This window comes from Chryseobacterium sp. StRB126 (assembly GCF_000829375.1).
Classification (GTDB): Bacteria; Bacteroidota; Bacteroidia; order Flavobacteriales; family Weeksellaceae; genus Chryseobacterium.
In genome coordinates this window covers 958,406-974,374 of record NZ_AP014624.1, presented here as the reverse complement: position 1 = coordinate 974,374, position 15,969 = coordinate 958,406, and the positions used below count along the sequence as shown (strand labels likewise).

Sequence of the window (15,969 nt, the reverse complement as noted above, 5' to 3'; positions counted from 1 at the left end):
TCGCCACCAAATGTTAAATGTTTTTTAAAATTTGTTTAACCAATTCTTCAACCGAGATGTCTGGATTTTGCTTCAATATTCTGTCTGCAATTTTTTCACTCATCCGCTTAGGAATTCCCAAAACTTCTAATGCAGATAACGATTCTTCCTTGATTTTATTATCCACCAGCACAGAAATATTCTCAGCCGTACCACTGAATTTCTGTACTTTATCTTTAAGATCAACGATAATTCTTTCAGCTGTTTTTGCACCAATACCTTTAGCCTTCTGGATAAGCGCACTATTCTTCGAAAGTACTGCAGAAGCGATCTCGTCAAGACTCAATGTTGATAATAGAATAAGAGCAGAAACCGCTCCCACACCATTAACACTTATTAACAGATTAAACATTTCTTTTTCTGAACGAGTATTAAATCCAAAGAGAAGATGAGCATCCTCACGAATGATCTGCTGAATAAATAGAAAGGTTGGCTGGCTCAAAACCAGCGTTTGTGAGGTCATTAAACTGATTCCCACGTAGTAACCAATTCCTTGTACATTAATTACCGCGTAAGTAGGCGTAAGTTCTTGAACAGTGCCTTGTAAAGAAAATATCATTATTAATTTTTAAAACTCCCAAATATAGCAATTTAAACTAATTAATGTTTTCATTTCACGTACGAATGATTTTTAACTTAAATTTTGAAGCAATATTCAATCAATTTATGAGAACAATAGAAGATCTCAAAAAGCAATAATATTAAAGTCATTTTTCATAGTATTTACGTATGATCAAAAAAACGGCTTAAACGGCAGTATTTTCAATTTTATAATTAGTTTTTTAATAATTCTCTACTCTATTTACCAACTTAGCATAATGCAAAAAATACGAGTTTACCACCATATTTCAAGCTGGAGTCCAAATGATATCCCATTATTCTTATTGATAAGTCTGGTATTAAAATCGGATACTCCGGTATTTCCTATAAAACTGTCAGACCAGTGTGCATAGGTAATAAATGGCCTTAAAACGGGTCTGGAATAGTAACCATAATTCCAGGAAATCTGAGGGGAAAATGTGACTTTTTGCAAACTTCCTTCTACTCCCGATCTATTATTTCTCATATAATCATTTCCAGCCTCTAATGCCAGATTAAAATGTTTGTTGATATAATATAGATAACGAAAGCCTACGCTAAACCAATTTTTTGACACGTTATTATCAATAATCATCTCATTTCCGTCCGTATTACCGCCTCCAAAATACCTGTATTGATATGTGAGTGATGCCTGTATCGCATGTCTTCTTTGATCGTCATAAACAAAATTATTAATCACATCAATAGAATTGGCTTTATCAAGATTATACATTATCTTATTTCCTATATTTTCTGATATTGTCTTTCCTGAATAGGCGCTTTCTGTGATTGAACTTCCTTTTCTGAATATGATTGTAGAAGTATTACTGATGTTTTTTTTAGAGTAAGTCCACCATCCACCCACTGCATATCCTGTAGATTTGGGAATATTGGTAATATCATTTTCGGTTTTAATGCTATATTGTCCTAAAAGATTAACCTTAGAATGTCCTGAAACTGGAATATCCAGGTATCTGAAGTCTGTTACATAGGAATGAGAATCATTATTTCCATATTTAAATCTCATGAATGCAAGATTCATATTCCCTGAATTTTTGACCTGATAATTTTCCAGCCCTATACCTATTTGAGAATTTTGAGCAGAATTGATCCAAAAATAATCAAGCATTTCTACGTTTCTGCGATCATAATATCTCTTTCCAACCCATATATTGGCATTTTTTATGACTTTGTTTATCTTACCATAAAGCTGGGTCGTCTCCGGAAACTGCTTATAGTCATCACTTCCAAAGGGAATAAACTTTGCCATCATATAAGTAACTTCATACAGATTTACAGAATCTTTATTTTTGTATCGGTAATTAAACTGAAGTTCTGCATAATGATTGGCTTCATTCCCCATTCTAAATTTATGCATATTATCAGGAGTCGTAAAATTGACCATCTGTCCCCCATCTGACCAACCGAATCCTGTTCTTAAGTAACCATTGGAAGACAACTCATGGGATTTAAAATTAATTTTTTGTGCAGAATACTGAGATGCCATCATGAGAAGTAGCAGGCATCCCGATTTGGCAAATGTTTCTTTTTTCATAGTGTTTTTAATAGTTGTGTTCCAAGGAGAACCTACTAAAAACAATACAAACTCTTAACAGAATGAGAACATCTGTTACTTCATAAAAATTCAAAAAAAGTTACATGAATTATAAAAGTCCGAATAACAAAACATTTTGAAATTTCCTTTTTGAATAAGGAATACCATCATGTCTACTATCTATACATTTATAACGAAAGGTATTATCCGTCTGGATATCTTTTTATTTTTTCATGCATTTGTATGTTGTGTTTTTAGTAAGTCTTGTGCTTTTATCAAATATATTAAATAATCTCATCACGTTAAAAAAAACAACAATCATTCATTAGAAACTAAATATTATTATATTTTTTACATTTTCACATCCTAAAATCACTATATAATTCAAACTAAAATAATAGAAAAAGTAAATTATTAACCCATCCACATCCTTAAAACACTGAAAATAAATAAATTTACCGCTTTTTTCTTCCCGGAAATCTGACTTTATCATTTAACAAAACAAAAAACCAGACGGATACTCGTCTGGTTTATGCTCGGCATTGGAAACCGAATTTTATATTTTCTTTTATGATTTCTTTTCTCTTCTCTGCGCGTCAAGAACGGCAATAGTTGCAAGGTTTACAATCTCATCTACGCTTGAACGCATCTGAAGAACGTGAACCGGTTGTTTTAATCCCATAAGGATTGGCCCAATCACTTGTGCAACTTTCATTCCTCTCAGAATTTTGTAAGAAAGGTTGGCGCTTTCGAGATTCGGGAAAATGAATGTGTTGGCTGGTGTTGTTCCTAATTTTGAGAAAGGATAATCACTCAGGTGATCTGCGTTCATTGCGAAATCCGGCTGAATTTCACCATCAACAATCATCTTAGGATATTTCTCATGAAGAGTACTTACCGCTTTTGCTACTTTTTTAGAAGTTTCAGAAATTGCAGCAAAGTTTTCGAATCCAAGCATTGCAATTCTAGGCTCAATAGCAAAAGATTTTACTGTAAATTCTGCCATTTTAGCAATATTCACAAGATCTTCAGCCGTAGGATTTTGATTGATAGATGTATCTGCGAAGAAGATAGGTTTCTTTTCAGACAGAATCATCATCATTGCTGCAACTTTATCTACTCCTTTATCTTTTTCAATCACTTCTAAAACAGGACGTAATACGGAAGTATAATTTTTAGAGAATCCTACGATAAGACCATCAGTATCTCCATGTTTCAGCATTAAAGGGCCGAAATAATCTCTCTGACGAACATATCTCTTAGCTTTGTACTCGTTCATTCCTTTTCTCTGACGAAGTTTCCAAAGTGTTTCTCTGTATTTCTTTCTGTTTTCTTTCTGATCATCATCACTTGGATCAATGATTGGAATATCCAGGTTGATCCCGTAACGTTCCATCTGTTCCTTGATGTATTGTTTATCACCTAAAAGACTTGGGTAAGCAATTCCTTCTTCGTAAAGAATCTGAGCTGCCTTTAATACATTATATTCTTCAGCATTTCCAAGGGTAATTCTCTTCGGATTGGATTTTGCACGGCTCTGCATCATTCTTACCAATCTTTCGTCTCTGCCCATTCTGTCTAGAAGCTGATGCTCATACTCTTCAAAGTCCGTAATAGTTTTTCTTGCTACACCACTTTCAATAGCAGCTTTCGCAACAGCACTTGATACTTTTGTAATCAATCTGTTATCAAATGGCTTTGGAATGAAATATTCTCTTCCAAACTGCAGGTTCTGAACGTTATAAGCAAGAATTACGGCTTCCGGCACCGGTTCTTTCGCAAGATCAGCAATTGCATGTACTGCCGCAAGCTTCATTTCTTCATTAATTCCTGTAGCCTGAACATCTAATGCGCCACGGAAAATGTAAGGGAATCCTAATACATTGTTTACCTGGTTAGGAAAATCACTTCTTCCCGTCGCCATGATAACGTCTTTACGGGTTGAAAGAGCCAGATCATAAGCAATTTCAGGATCCGGATTCGCTAAAGCAAATACGATAGGGTTTTCACTCATGCTTAATAACATTTCAGGAGTCATCACATTTCCTTTGGATAATCCTACAAAAACATCAGAACCTTTTACAGCATCTTCCAATGTTTCAATATCTGTCTGAGCGATGAAATCTAATTTTTCAGGAGTAAGGTTTTCTCTCTTATGGTTAATTACCCCTTTACTGTCACACATCAGAACATTTTCTTTTTTCAGTCCTAATGAAATATAAAGTTTGGTACAGGCAATGGCTGCTGCTCCGGCCCCATTCACTACCATTTTCACTTTATCAATATCTTTATTGGCAATCTGTAATGAGTTGATTAATGCAGCAGCAGAAATAATTGCGGTTCCGTGCTGGTCATCGTGCATCAAAGGAATATTCAATTCCTCTTTTAATCTTTGCTCTATATAAAATGCTTCAGGAGCTTTAATATCTTCAAGGTTAATCCCTCCGAATGTGGGAGCAATTCCTTTTACAATTTCAATGAATTTATCCGGATCTTTTTCATCAATCTCAATATCAAAAACATTAATATCAGCAAAAATTTTGAATAAAAGTCCTTTCCCTTCCATTACCGGTTTTGATGCTTCTGCACCAATATCTCCTAATCCAAGTACAGCAGTACCGTTAGAAATTACAGCTACAAGGTTTCCTTTTCCTGTGTAATCGTAGACTGTTTCAGGCTTATTGTGGATTTCCATACAAGGAACCGCTACTCCGGGAGAATAAGCCAATGATAAATCTCTTTGAGATGAGTGGGGCTTGGATGGTATAACTTCAATTTTCCCTTTGGGTTCTGCTTTATGATAATCTAACGCGGCCTGACTAAAATTCTTTTCGTCGCGATTGTTGTTACTTGACATACGTTTTATTTTTTGTTAGAGTATATATTTAATGTGGTAATCTACTAAGCTTTCAATTGGTTTCTGAACTACATGTCCCACATTTAAATTAAGTTCTTCAGCTACAGCGCGTAAAATATTTTCATAATAATAAGCAATGGAGCCAATAAAATTGATTTCAGCATCATGAGCTTCCTGATAAGGTATCACCTGATATTCGAAGAAACTTTTCATTTCTTCGGAAACCATATTCATAAAATAAGGATGATCTTTTCTTTCGACAACAAATTTATTGAAATCAGCCAAATAAGCATTTGGTCTTGGGGCGTGATACATATTTTTCAATGCATCTTCTATAGTAAGTTGATAATCTGCCTCAAATTCACTGTGAAGATCTGCAGGAAGTTTTTTCATAAAATATCTACGCACTAACTGCTTTCCGATCGCACTACCACTACCCTCGTCTCCTATCAGAAATCCAAGGGATGGCAATTCAATCTTAAGATTTTCTCCATCAAAATAACATGAATTTGATCCTGTACCTAAAATACAAACAATTGCAGGTTTTCCTTTATAGGCAGCATAGGCAGCAGCCATGAGATCTTCTTTAACAATGATTTCAGCCTTTCCAAATACTTTTTTTATCTCAGCTTCTATGATTTCGCGGTTTTTTTCCACACCACATCCTGAACCATAAAAAAAGACTTTAGTGATTGAATTCTTTACCAACATCAGGTTGCTGTTCTTCTGAATTTCGGGAGTGATAAGTTCTCTGTTGATAAAATTTGGATTGAATCCGATGGTTTCAGTTTTAAGAAAAACCTTTTTGAAGTCATCAAGAATTACCCAATCCGATTTAGTAGAACCACTATCTACAATAGCAACCATATTTTAGATTTTAATTTAAGGGTGCTAAATTATGAATTTATCTTCAATTAGCCTTTAAAACAATCTGGAAGCTGTCTAAAATCATTAATGTTGAATCTTAGTTTTCTTCTCGTTGAATTGCAGAAGCCAGTCTTCAATTTCATCTTCAAGATAGGAGGCCTGCAGTACCATAGCATTGATGAAATCATCAGGGACAGGTTCACCATTGGAGTTTTCAAGATTCCAAAGTTCATTAGACATATTTTCATATTCAGAATACACTCGTTTGAAGCGGGAGTTTTCTTTTTCCAACGCTTCAATATTTTTCTGTTGAAGCTGGAATTTTCTGTATTTGTTTTGACGTTTCATACAAATATTATTATCAATTGGTCATAAAAAATTAGAGTAATATGCTTTCAATTGCGCATTACAAGATAGAAAAAAACATTATCCCAAGGATTTGAAAATGAATTTATTATCAGGTTATAGTAACATCATTCTGCTTATTAAAATTAGAAATAATTTTAATTAAAAAAAATATTTTAACAACTTTTTTCAGTGTTTAACATATAGTTATAAATTTGCATATTCATATTGTAAAGAATCCTGATTTGAAATAATTGAAAATAATCATAAAGACACAGGATTCTAAGGACTACTGAACATTGTTCTTATAAAACATTCTAGCATTCAGTACAATAAAGGATATATTTTCAGTTTTTATATTAATTAAATGAAAGAAATACTTATACGCCAGAAACAGGTTTTGTTCTTCATTATAGCCGGAGGACTAAGTGCTATTGTTGAGATTGGCAGCTTCAAAATATTCAGCACCTACCTACCTCACTTCTTTGCTAAAGAAACTAACTTTCATGGTATACATTATCCTTTGAGCAATATTTTTTCTACAAGCTGCGGGATTATCAGCAACTACTTTCTGAGCATCTGGTTTGTTTTTGAAAGAGGAAAACACTCGAAGAAAAAAGAGTTTGCTTATTTCATGGCAGTATCATTTATCTCCACATTATTAAGTCTTGGTTTTTTTCAGGTATTTTACAGTTTCATATTTAAAGATAATATCAATTTAATTTTTTATACCTTGAGTCCGGAAATGATAAGTAAGATTGCAGCAATCCTGCTGGTTTCCATTCTTAATTATTCGGTAAAAAAGAAAGTAATTTTTAACGGTTAAACTGTGGCAAAAATTTTAAATTATCTCTGGAGATTCTGGCTTTTGTTATTAGCATTTGTTCTAACCATTACTCTTGGGATCCCCGTTTATATTTTATCTTTTAGTAAAAAGCATTATAAATACGCTTATAAATTCGTCCGTTTATGGTGTTTCGGCATGTTTTACGGCATGGGTTTCCGATATGATCTCATCAAGCTTTCTGAACAAAAAAAAGACAAAACGAAAGAGTATGTTTTCATTTCGAACCATACTTCGATTATGGATATTATGCTTACCTGCATTCTTTTTCCGCACCACCCAATTTGTTTTGTAGGAAAAAAAGAACTGGTTAAGATTCCTATTTTCGGAACTATTTATAAAAGGGTATGCGTAATGGTAGACAGAGCAAGCGCAAGAAGCCGTGCTGATGTATACCGCAGATGTGCTGAAAAAATGGAGGAAGGTAACAGCATTGCTATTTTCCCTGAAGGTGGCGTTCCGGATGATACTTCCATTATTCTGGATGACTTTAAAGACGGTGCATTTATGCTCTCCTCAAAACACAACTCTCCTATTGCTGTTTATACCTTTATTGGGCTTAAGGAAATGTTTCCTTTTGACAGCTCTAAAGGTTATCCTGGAAGAGTAAAAGTCTATTTCAATGGAATTATAGAACCCACTGATTCTCCAAAAGACTTAAAAACAGAGGCTTACGAGAAAATAAAAAAAACCTTAATCCGGTATTCCGTTGAAAGTAAATAGTTATATTTGTTTGTGAAATCTATAATAAATATGTCAAATTATTCTAAACAAACCAATTGGGGACAATTCATTCCGTTGGTTACTGTATTCTTCTTTTGGGGATTTGTAGCAGCCAGTAATGATATTCTGATCCCAGTTTTTCAAAAAGCCTTCAATTTATCCCAAACAGAAAGCATGCTGGTTCAGATATGCTTTTATGTAGCGTATACTGTAGGTTCCTTAATTTATATGATTGTATCAAAGAGTCTGAAACAGGATTTGATCAACAAAATCGGATATAAAAATGGTCTTATTGTGGGACTTCTGATTTCTGCATTGGGAACTCTGCTGTTCTACCCTGCTGCCAATATGCATTCTTTCCCTTTAATGATCTCCGGATTATTTATTGTAGGTTTAGGATTCTCTCTTCAGCAGATTGTAGCCAACCCTTTAGCTATTGAGGTAGGCCCTACAGAAACAGGATCACAAAGGTTAACAATGGCCGGAGGAATCAATAATTTAGGAACTACTATTGGACCGCTTATTGTTTCATTTGCTATTTTTGGATCTGCAAGTGCAGCTAATACAGAAGCAAGTATAGAAAGTGTAAAAGTGCCTTATCTTATACTAGGAGCAGCTTTTGCTCTTGTAGCTTTAATGCTTAAATTTTCTTCACTTCCTGCGGTAACCCCAACAAACGTTGAGAATACCGATGAGTCTACTCCGGGAGAGCATAAAACTTCTGTCTTCCAGTATCCTCAATTGGTTATGGGAATGATCGCTATCTTCGTTTATGTAGGAGTTGAAGTTTCTACGGCAAGTAACCTTCCTGCTTATATGGAAAAAAATCTAGGATTTGAGACCAAAGAAGTAGCGCCTTATATTTCATTATACTGGGCATCATTAATGATTGGCCGTTGGACAGGTGCTGTAGAAGCATTTGACGTAACTGCCGGTTTCAAAAAGGTCTTAAGATTCTTAGCTCCTTATTTGGCATTCGGTGTATTTCTATTTGTAAATGCTATTGCAAACCATGATCTTTCTCCGTTCTATGTCTATGGATTCATCATTATAGCAATGATCATCTGTGATATCTTAAGCAAAGGAAACCCGGCAAGAATGCTTTTAATTTTCTCCGTAGCAGGAATTGCGGCATTGCTAATCGGTATGTTTACTACCGGAATGGTATCTGTGTATGCATTTACCAGCGTAGGGCTTTTCTGTTCTACTTTATGGCCATGTATCTTTGCACTGGCAATCAACGGACTTGGAAAGCATACCAACCAGGGGTCAGGATTCCTTATTATGATGATTATGGGAGGCGGAATTGTAAGTATGATACAGGGGTATATCGCAGATATTACAAATATTCACTTCAGTTATATCGTAGGCGTTATTTGTTTTGCTTATCTTGCATTCTATGCAATCCGTGTGAGTGGCATTCTAAAAGCTCAGGGCATTGATCTGGATAAAATATCTAAAGGTAATGGTCATTAATACAACAAAGACAATATATATAAAAAAAAGGTTTTGGGCAGGTGTATTACTTGCCCAATTTCTTTTGTTTTATGGCTTCTCGAAGTCCTCATTGATGATTTCTTTTTTTGAAAAATTCTTTGAACTCCAGAAAGAACTTCATCAAATAGCCTTCAGTTGGCTTTCTTTTTCGATGGGAGATATCATCTATATGATATTGGGAATCGTCCTTTTATATAGCTTTATTGCTTTATGCAAGAAGAAAAGCAGGAATACTTCTCTATTAAGAATCCTCATTATTGGAAACGCCTTTTACTTTACTTATCAGATCTTTTGGGGAATGTTGTATTTCCAGACTCCAATCATTAAAAAGCTCTCCAGACAGGATACTCCTGAAATAAGTAAAGCGAAGAAACTAGCTTTACAGTATCTGGAAAAATGTAAACTCACCCGTGCATCAGTACATGAAGATCATAATGGTATCTTCATTATTACTAATCTGAAAGCTGTACAACAGGAAATCCTATTTCAACAAACCCAACTTCCACAATATATTTCGGATAAAAAAACAACTCACATTCTTACCATTAAACCAAGTTTATTTAAAAAAGTGATGAACTTTACCGGCATATTGGGATACTACAACCCTTTTACAGCGGAAGCACAATATAACGCAGGATTACCACATACCTACATCCCTTTTACAACAGCCCATGAAAGTTCTCATCAGCTTGGTTTTGCCAGAGAGCAAGAGGCTAATTTTATCGGATATCTAATAGGAGTTCATTCTAACAATCCGGACTTACGATACAGCACCGAATACTTTACCTTAAAAAGTCTTTTACGGTATATTGTTGAAGAAGATCCTGAATTTGTAAAATCTGTGATCCGAAATTATTCTCCCGGAATGAAAAGAGATCGTGCTTATGAAAAAAGCTTCGCGTTCAGACATCAGGGTTGGCTGGATGACTTCTTTGGGTTCACTAATAATCTGTTCTTGAAGAGCAACCAACAAGAAGGTTCAGTAACCTATTCCTACTTTATAGATCTCCTTCTCAACTACGAAAAATAGGTATAAAAAAAGAATCGTATCAGGCGATACGATTCTAAAAACACAAATGATGAAAAAAAATTTATTACCTTGACTTGTTCCCTCATTCAAGGCGATGTAAAAGTACGACATATTTTATAAATACAAAAACATTTCTTTCCTTTTTTTAAACTTTATGAAAACTTTATGATTTTTTAAGTTTTTTTGAGTTTGATAAGCATTAATATGAATTACAATCAAGTCTCGCATACCCTATTAAAATAATAAACAAATTATACTTAAACTGCGAAAAATATACAAAATCAAACATTTGTTTAAACATAAAATATTCCATTTATCTTGTATTTTGAACAAGGAAAAAATTAGAGTTATTCTTCTAAAAATTTAAAATATCTCTACTATTCCACTTCCCAATATTATATCGTTTTATTACTTTTGAACACAAGTGTTTTATAATACCTGCATAAGTAATCATAGATAATCATTTCAAACAGTCGTTGGTTTGAAATAAACATTCTATTGATGTGCATATGAAATACACTGGAAAAGAAACTCTGAAGTGAATTTGAATGATGTTTTATATGCTGCAGGATTTCTTTAGAGTCATTAATATTATCCATAATAAAGTTTCTGAAAGGAGTATAATCCTCTGACTCAAGAAAATCCAGGTATTTATCAATAAATGTTCTATATTTTTTATCCAACTGATAATTCAAATTCTTGTCTGTGTTGAATTCCTGTTTGAAAGTATGATTACTATTTTTTATCCAGTTTAATCTTTCCTGGATGGTTGATCCGAGACATTCTAATATTTGATCTATATAATAGAGAGATATTATAATTTTTTCTTCATCATCAAAGTGAATATATTCATAAAGTATACTCTCGCTACTCTTCCAAAATAAAAACTCAGCTTCTTCCATTGTTTCTTCCCCATACCGCTCAATTTCCCGTTGATAGGTATCCAATATAAACTCTGATATTTCCTCAGAGTTTCCATATTGCTCCAAATAATCATTAATTAGTAAAAGAACTTTATTAAAACACTTAAGGTCTGAAAGCTCAAACCTAAGCCGAAGATGAACCCGCGGATCATTATAACGGATAAAAAACCATTTTTTAATTAAATTTTCTTCATGAAGTTGCTGTAATAAAGGTATTACCGCTTCTTCCAAAATAATATCCGCTGTTTTTACTCCTGTATAAATTTTAACATACAACCACTCACTTCCGGGAATAAACTTTCTTTTCATCAACATTTATTTTAATTTATACATTGGAAAAACAAATTCATGCTTAAAACTGTCATTCTCATTAAACAAGAACTCTTCTATCATGATTGTTTTTTTCTTTTTAATCGTATGAATAAAAAGCAGGGCCATATCATAATTTTCAATGTTCAGCGTTAAAGTATTATCCGATTCTACCCATTGAATCCATGCAGGGATTTTCCTTTTAATTCTCCAGCTTTTCAATTCAAACAAAAAGCAATCTTTGTCTAAGATTAACTCTTCTGAAAAAGCAATATCTTTATCAAGGATTTTCCAGGAAGCTTTTGAAAGGACAATATTTTTATATTCTACTCTTGGAAGAAACTTGTAAATATCTTTTAGCCCACCCCAATTAAAATGTAATCCATTTCTTATTTCCTGGGAGTAAAGGTCAGAAAGAAAATAATAAACCGGTAGAGTATTATGAAAATAATTATGGGCATTCGTCAAGTAAGGTCTTATTTCTTTATTAAGCCTTTTAGATCGTAAAACAATTCTATCATTTTGCAGTGAGATATAAAGATCATCTACCGCTATTTGACTTTCTTCCGGTACAACAGACTGTGCCATATAAGGAATCTCATACGGTCTTATGGTAGGTCTTCTCACCACATTCCCTATTCTTGCTTCAGGCAAGTGAATCACTTCTGCTAAAATGCGCTCGGGATTCATTGCTTCTTCTTTATCAGCAATAGTTTTTGTTAACTTATGGATTTCAGATTTCTCAGAACAAAATCTCCCTAATAGTGTTGCTGCACTACTTCCTGTACTCCCATTTAAAAATAATTTTTCTTTATCATCGTCTGAAATAATCTCCGTCATAAAAGAAATTGTATCAGGTAGATCATCCCATTTCTCATCTAATTCCTTAAAATCATCATCAAATAACTCTATCTTGTATTGGTTTTCTAATAATGCATCCTGTAATTTTTCGTTAAGAACCTTTTGAACCGGGTTAAGTTCAATACTTAGATTGTTATTTTTTTCAGAATTTGGAAGTATTAAGTCATCTAAGTAAGGATGAATTCCTTTTAATGAAGCACTTTGCTTATAACCAAGACCGATTTCGGAATCAAGAACATACTGCAAGGGTAACTCCTTCCCTTCAAATCGTACATTAAAGTCCTTTTTAAATTTTTCTAAAAGGGTATTTTTTTGAGCTAAAGTTATTTTATTTAAAAAGCTAAAGGCTGTTTTAAGCTCTTTTTTCCAATAGGGTGATAAGGTTGCTTTATCTTTATGATATAAGTCGGTTTGAAACAAATATTTTTGCTCATATTCTATCCCAAAAGACACAATGAGTTTCTCAATCTCAGCATAGCTTGAAGTAGGATTACCAATATTTTGATCTAATTCATCCAACTTATTTTTTATAGAAATTAAAATATGAGCTTCATTTGCTTTGAGTCTTTGTAAAACAGAAATTATAGTATCTAAAAAGTCTCTTCCTGAAACATTAGGCTCAATTTCGCTGGTAAGAACCTGATTATCGATCAGCTCTTCTATAAATTCTAAGGCTTCTTCTTGGGTTATTTCGTCTGTGATCAGAATCTCTGTAAGTTCCTGTATGGTCTTTCCTTGTTTTGAAAACTTCAATACATATTGTAACTCTTCGGAAAGAGGGGCCGAGGAAATGATATAATCCCTTTTCCCACCTATATATTGATATTCTATATAGCGGATTTTGTTCCCTACTTTATAAATAGTATTATTAGGAAAAAACAAAAGCTTATTTCTTATTTCCTGCTTTTTTACAAAGTGTTGAGCCAGTGACACAAGAAAATACATATCCAGTTTCGTATCCCTCACTAAATAATCTGTATATAAATTATCTTCTCGTGATATAGTATTTTTACAATCTTCACTAAATTTCCCCAAACCTATTCCAGAAAATAAGCCGAATGGAGTACAACGCGTACTCATCCGGCTATAATATTTTAATAAGGTATGCTTTAGTTTTTGGTGTTCATTTGGTGAAAGTGATTTTTCTGTGTGAAGCCATCTGGTCATTTCCTCATGCAAATCAGGTGAGGCCAAATAAATTCCCTCTAGAAAAACTGAATGATCAGCTAATTTATTTCTTAATTCTTTATCTGAAATTTCACTTTTATTTACTGCTTCAAGAAATTTTTTATTTGAAAATAAAGGAGTACGCACAATATATTCTTCGAAAAACTGATAAGGAAAACGGGCCATTTATTTTTTAATTTCTTCTTTAGGTTGGTAGTCGGGATGCCCTAATTGCCATAATGCAAAAGCAAAAATATCTGAAAGGTTTGAATGCCCATGAGCAACTGTTGTATTATTTCCATGTCCACCCTCATAATCTATTTGAAGTAAAATAGGATTTTTTGATGCAGTATTTGCCATTAATTTAGCCGCAAATTTTACAGGTTCCCAAGCAAGTACTCTTGGATCATTAATTCCTCCTGTTACAAATGTTGCAGGATATTGTACGCCTTTTTTAATATGATGATAGGCATCCATTTCTAGTAGACCTTTAAATTCTTTAGGATCTTTTAATGTTCCATATTCATCCACATTACTGCTAATGGTAAGTATATCTCTTAATGTATTGGTTATAGGCAATTCTAAAATAGCTGCTTTAAATAGATCTGGTCTTTCTGTTATTGCTCTTCCTACTGTGATTCCGCCTGCACTCGCTCCCCAAATCGCTACTTTATCTTTTGAGGTATATTTTTCTTTTATTAAATATTCTGTGCAGTCTATCAAATCCCTCCATGTATTGGGTTTCGTTTCTTTATATCCTCCCAGGCGCCAACGTTCTCCTTTTTCACCACCCCCTCTTACATGAGCAATAGCCATAACCCCTCCTTGATTTACCCATAACAGATAAATACGGGCAAAGTATGGGTTGTAGGATACTCCAAAAGAACCATAGGAATCTATCAATACAGGATTATCACCATTTCGCTTTACATTTTTATTGTATATAAGGGATAATGGAATTTCCTCACCATCTCTTGATTTCACAGTAATTTCTTTAACTTCAATATCTTTAAAATCGGGATATTCTACAATAGGAGCGATATTTTCAGCAAAAAAAGAATTTGTTTTCAGGTCATATCTAAAACGTTGTTCCTGATTTGCCCATCCGGAGCAATTTATCCAAATATCTGAAAAGCTCTCTCCTTTTCCTTGTAAATTGATAGCTCCTGATGGATAAGGGAGCTTAATTGCAATATCTTTTCCATCTTTATATAGGTATAGCTTCGCCTCTACTCCGTTTTTGATTGTTGTGTAATAAATACCATCTTTAGTGAGTCTATATTGCCCAATAACTTCATCTTTTTTTTCCGGAATTAAAATTTCAGGGTTTCTAAAATTGGGTTTTTCAATATTGGTTTTACAGAGGGTGTAATTTTGAGAATTATATTGAGATAAAAAAAAAGCGTCATTACCCACAAGCTGTAGAGACCTAACTTTATCTTCTTTATAATAAAGAGGTTTCCATGTTTTGTTGCCCTGTAGTAAATCTTGTTTGGAAATTATAAATGTTTGTCTGTAGTAATTATTATCTACCAACATTCCTACATAATACTTATCATTAGAATCTAGTATAATAGGAGATTTTTTTTCATCTATTTTTAGTTCATGGTTATGATGAGCAGAAAAAACATGGGTTAATTCCTTTGGGTTTGTTCCAATTTTATATAAAACGGCTTGTGTGTTTTTATAAAAATTGGGGGATTTGGAATCATTAACAGGGAAGTATGTATAAAAAAATCCAGAACTATCGTCCAGCCACTTTATTCCTCCTATATTAGCAGGAGTTGTATTGGTAATAATTTCAGGGTAAATGTATTGAGTCTTTACATCCATAATAATAACCTCTGCCAATTCTTTCCCTTTTTCAGCCATTGCAATAGCCACTTTATCCCCAGTTGAATTGGGGCTAATATAATTAATGACAAACTCATGGTTTGCATCAGAGCTTTTGAAATTAGCAGGATCATAAAGGAGTTCTTCTTTTCCTAAAAATCCTTTCCGATAATAAAGTTTAGCTACTTTTTCATCTCCCCTTCTCTTCAAATAAAAATATTTATCATTATTTATAATTTTTAAATCAGATGTAGAATACCCCTGCTTTTCATCAAGCTCTAACCTTTTTTCTAAATAATAGCGTCTTTTAGGAATCTGATTAAGAATAGAATTGGTATACTCTGTTTGTGTTTTCATCCATTCTTTTGTTAAAGGATTATCTAAATCCTCTAAATTCCTATATTCATCTACGATCTGGGTTCCAAAATATTCATCCGTTACAGAAACGGATGGAGCCGGATTGTTTTTTTGAGCATTCAAAGAGATATAAAAAACACAAATAATGATAAATATTATTTGCTTCATGGTCTCACAATGATT

12 protein-coding genes are annotated in these 15,969 nt (G+C 33.4%); 4 read left to right on the top strand and 8 right to left on the bottom strand.

Translation table 11 applies throughout. The features are described 5' to 3' along the window. Positions 1–13: 13 nt before the first annotated feature. The 5 genes from ruvA to CHSO_RS04210 form a co-directional block, all read right to left on the bottom strand. Positions 14–598, bottom strand: a complete 585-nt coding sequence (gene ruvA, locus CHSO_RS04230) for a Holliday junction branch migration protein RuvA (RefSeq protein ID WP_045492667.1) — start codon at positions 596–598, stop codon at positions 14–16. Positions 599–874: 276 nt separating this feature from the next. Beyond that, on the bottom strand, positions 875–2,173 hold the full coding sequence (locus CHSO_RS04225; RefSeq protein WP_045492665.1) for a carbohydrate porin: 1,299 nt from the start codon (positions 2,171–2,173) through the stop codon (positions 875–877). A gap of 568 nt (positions 2,174–2,741) precedes the next feature. Next, a complete protein-coding gene (locus CHSO_RS04220) occupies positions 2,742–5,030 on the bottom strand; it encodes an NADP-dependent malic enzyme (protein WP_045492663.1) in 2,289 nt (762 codons plus the stop codon). Between the two features lie 15 nt (positions 5,031–5,045). Beyond that, the gene (locus tag CHSO_RS04215; RefSeq protein ID WP_045492660.1) at positions 5,046–5,897 is read right to left on the bottom strand and encodes a BadF/BadG/BcrA/BcrD ATPase family protein; all 852 of its coding nucleotides are present in this window, start codon (positions 5,895–5,897) and stop codon (positions 5,046–5,048) included. A gap of 84 nt (positions 5,898–5,981) precedes the next feature. Continuing rightward, entirely contained in the window at positions 5,982–6,245 is a 264-nt protein-coding gene (locus CHSO_RS04210) for a hypothetical protein (RefSeq protein ID WP_045492657.1), read from the bottom strand. A gap of 364 nt (positions 6,246–6,609) precedes the next feature. Here CHSO_RS04210 and CHSO_RS04205 point away from each other — a divergent pair, with 364 nt between their 5' ends. From CHSO_RS04205 to CHSO_RS04190, 4 genes are all read left to right on the top strand, one after another. Continuing rightward, positions 6,610–7,068 carry a GtrA family protein gene (locus tag CHSO_RS04205; protein ID WP_045492654.1) on the top strand — a complete coding sequence of 153 codons (459 nt, stop codon included), beginning with the start codon at positions 6,610–6,612 and terminating at the stop codon, positions 7,066–7,068. A gap of 3 nt (positions 7,069–7,071) precedes the next feature. Further along, the gene (locus tag CHSO_RS04200; protein WP_084220926.1) at positions 7,072–7,809 is read left to right on the top strand and encodes a lysophospholipid acyltransferase family protein; all 738 of its coding nucleotides are present in this window, start codon (positions 7,072–7,074) and stop codon (positions 7,807–7,809) included. A gap of 30 nt (positions 7,810–7,839) precedes the next feature. Next, complete coding sequence (locus tag CHSO_RS04195; protein ID WP_045492651.1) at positions 7,840–9,285, top strand: MFS transporter; 1,446 nt, start codon at positions 7,840–7,842, stop codon at positions 9,283–9,285. 94 nt (positions 9,286–9,379) lie between these two features. Further along, entirely contained in the window at positions 9,380–10,336 is a 957-nt protein-coding gene (locus CHSO_RS04190; protein ID WP_316932463.1) for a DUF3810 domain-containing protein, read from the top strand. Between the two features lie 395 nt (positions 10,337–10,731). Here CHSO_RS04190 and CHSO_RS04185 read toward each other — a convergent pair whose 3' ends face one another. The 3 genes from CHSO_RS04185 to CHSO_RS04175 are packed head-to-tail and all read right to left on the bottom strand — an operon-like array spanning position 10,732 to position 15,954. Further along, the gene (locus CHSO_RS04185; RefSeq protein WP_232509149.1) at positions 10,732–11,568 is read right to left on the bottom strand and encodes a thiopeptide-type bacteriocin biosynthesis protein; all 837 of its coding nucleotides are present in this window, start codon (positions 11,566–11,568) and stop codon (positions 10,732–10,734) included. Between the two features lie 6 nt (positions 11,569–11,574). After that, entirely contained in the window at positions 11,575–13,782 is a 2,208-nt protein-coding gene (locus CHSO_RS04180; protein WP_045492642.1) for a lantibiotic dehydratase family protein, read from the bottom strand. After that, positions 13,783–15,954, bottom strand: coding sequence for a prolyl oligopeptidase family serine peptidase (locus CHSO_RS04175; RefSeq protein WP_045492639.1), 2,172 nt, complete (start codon positions 15,952–15,954; stop codon positions 13,783–13,785). It lies immediately after the preceding gene. Positions 15,955–15,969: the final 15 nt, after the last annotated feature.

Coding starts and splice junctions, on each gene's coding strand:
- CHSO_RS04190 (WP_316932463.1), top strand. CDS start 9,380: ATGATTTCTTTTTTTGAAAAATTCTTTGAACTCCAGAAAGAACTTCAT.
- CHSO_RS04205 (WP_045492654.1), top strand. CDS start 6,610: ATGAAAGAAATACTTATACGCCAGAAACAGGTTTTGTTCTTCATTATA.
- CHSO_RS04175 (WP_045492639.1), bottom strand. CDS start 15,954: ATGAAGCAAATAATATTTATCATTATTTGTGTTTTTTATATCTCTTTG.
- CHSO_RS04220 (WP_045492663.1), bottom strand. CDS start 5,030: ATGTCAAGTAACAACAATCGCGACGAAAAGAATTTTAGTCAGGCCGCG.
- CHSO_RS04185 (WP_232509149.1), bottom strand. CDS start 11,568: ATGAAAAGAAAGTTTATTCCCGGAAGTGAGTGGTTGTATGTTAAAATT.
- CHSO_RS04215 (WP_045492660.1), bottom strand. CDS start 5,897: ATGGTTGCTATTGTAGATAGTGGTTCTACTAAATCGGATTGGGTAATT.
- CHSO_RS04180 (WP_045492642.1), bottom strand. CDS start 13,782: ATGGCCCGTTTTCCTTATCAGTTTTTCGAAGAATATATTGTGCGTACT.
- CHSO_RS04195 (WP_045492651.1), top strand. CDS start 7,840: ATGTCAAATTATTCTAAACAAACCAATTGGGGACAATTCATTCCGTTG.
- ruvA (WP_045492667.1), bottom strand. CDS start 598: ATGATATTTTCTTTACAAGGCACTGTTCAAGAACTTACGCCTACTTAC.
- CHSO_RS04210 (WP_045492657.1), bottom strand. CDS start 6,245: ATGAAACGTCAAAACAAATACAGAAAATTCCAGCTTCAACAGAAAAAT.
- CHSO_RS04225 (WP_045492665.1), bottom strand. CDS start 2,173: ATGAAAAAAGAAACATTTGCCAAATCGGGATGCCTGCTACTTCTCATG.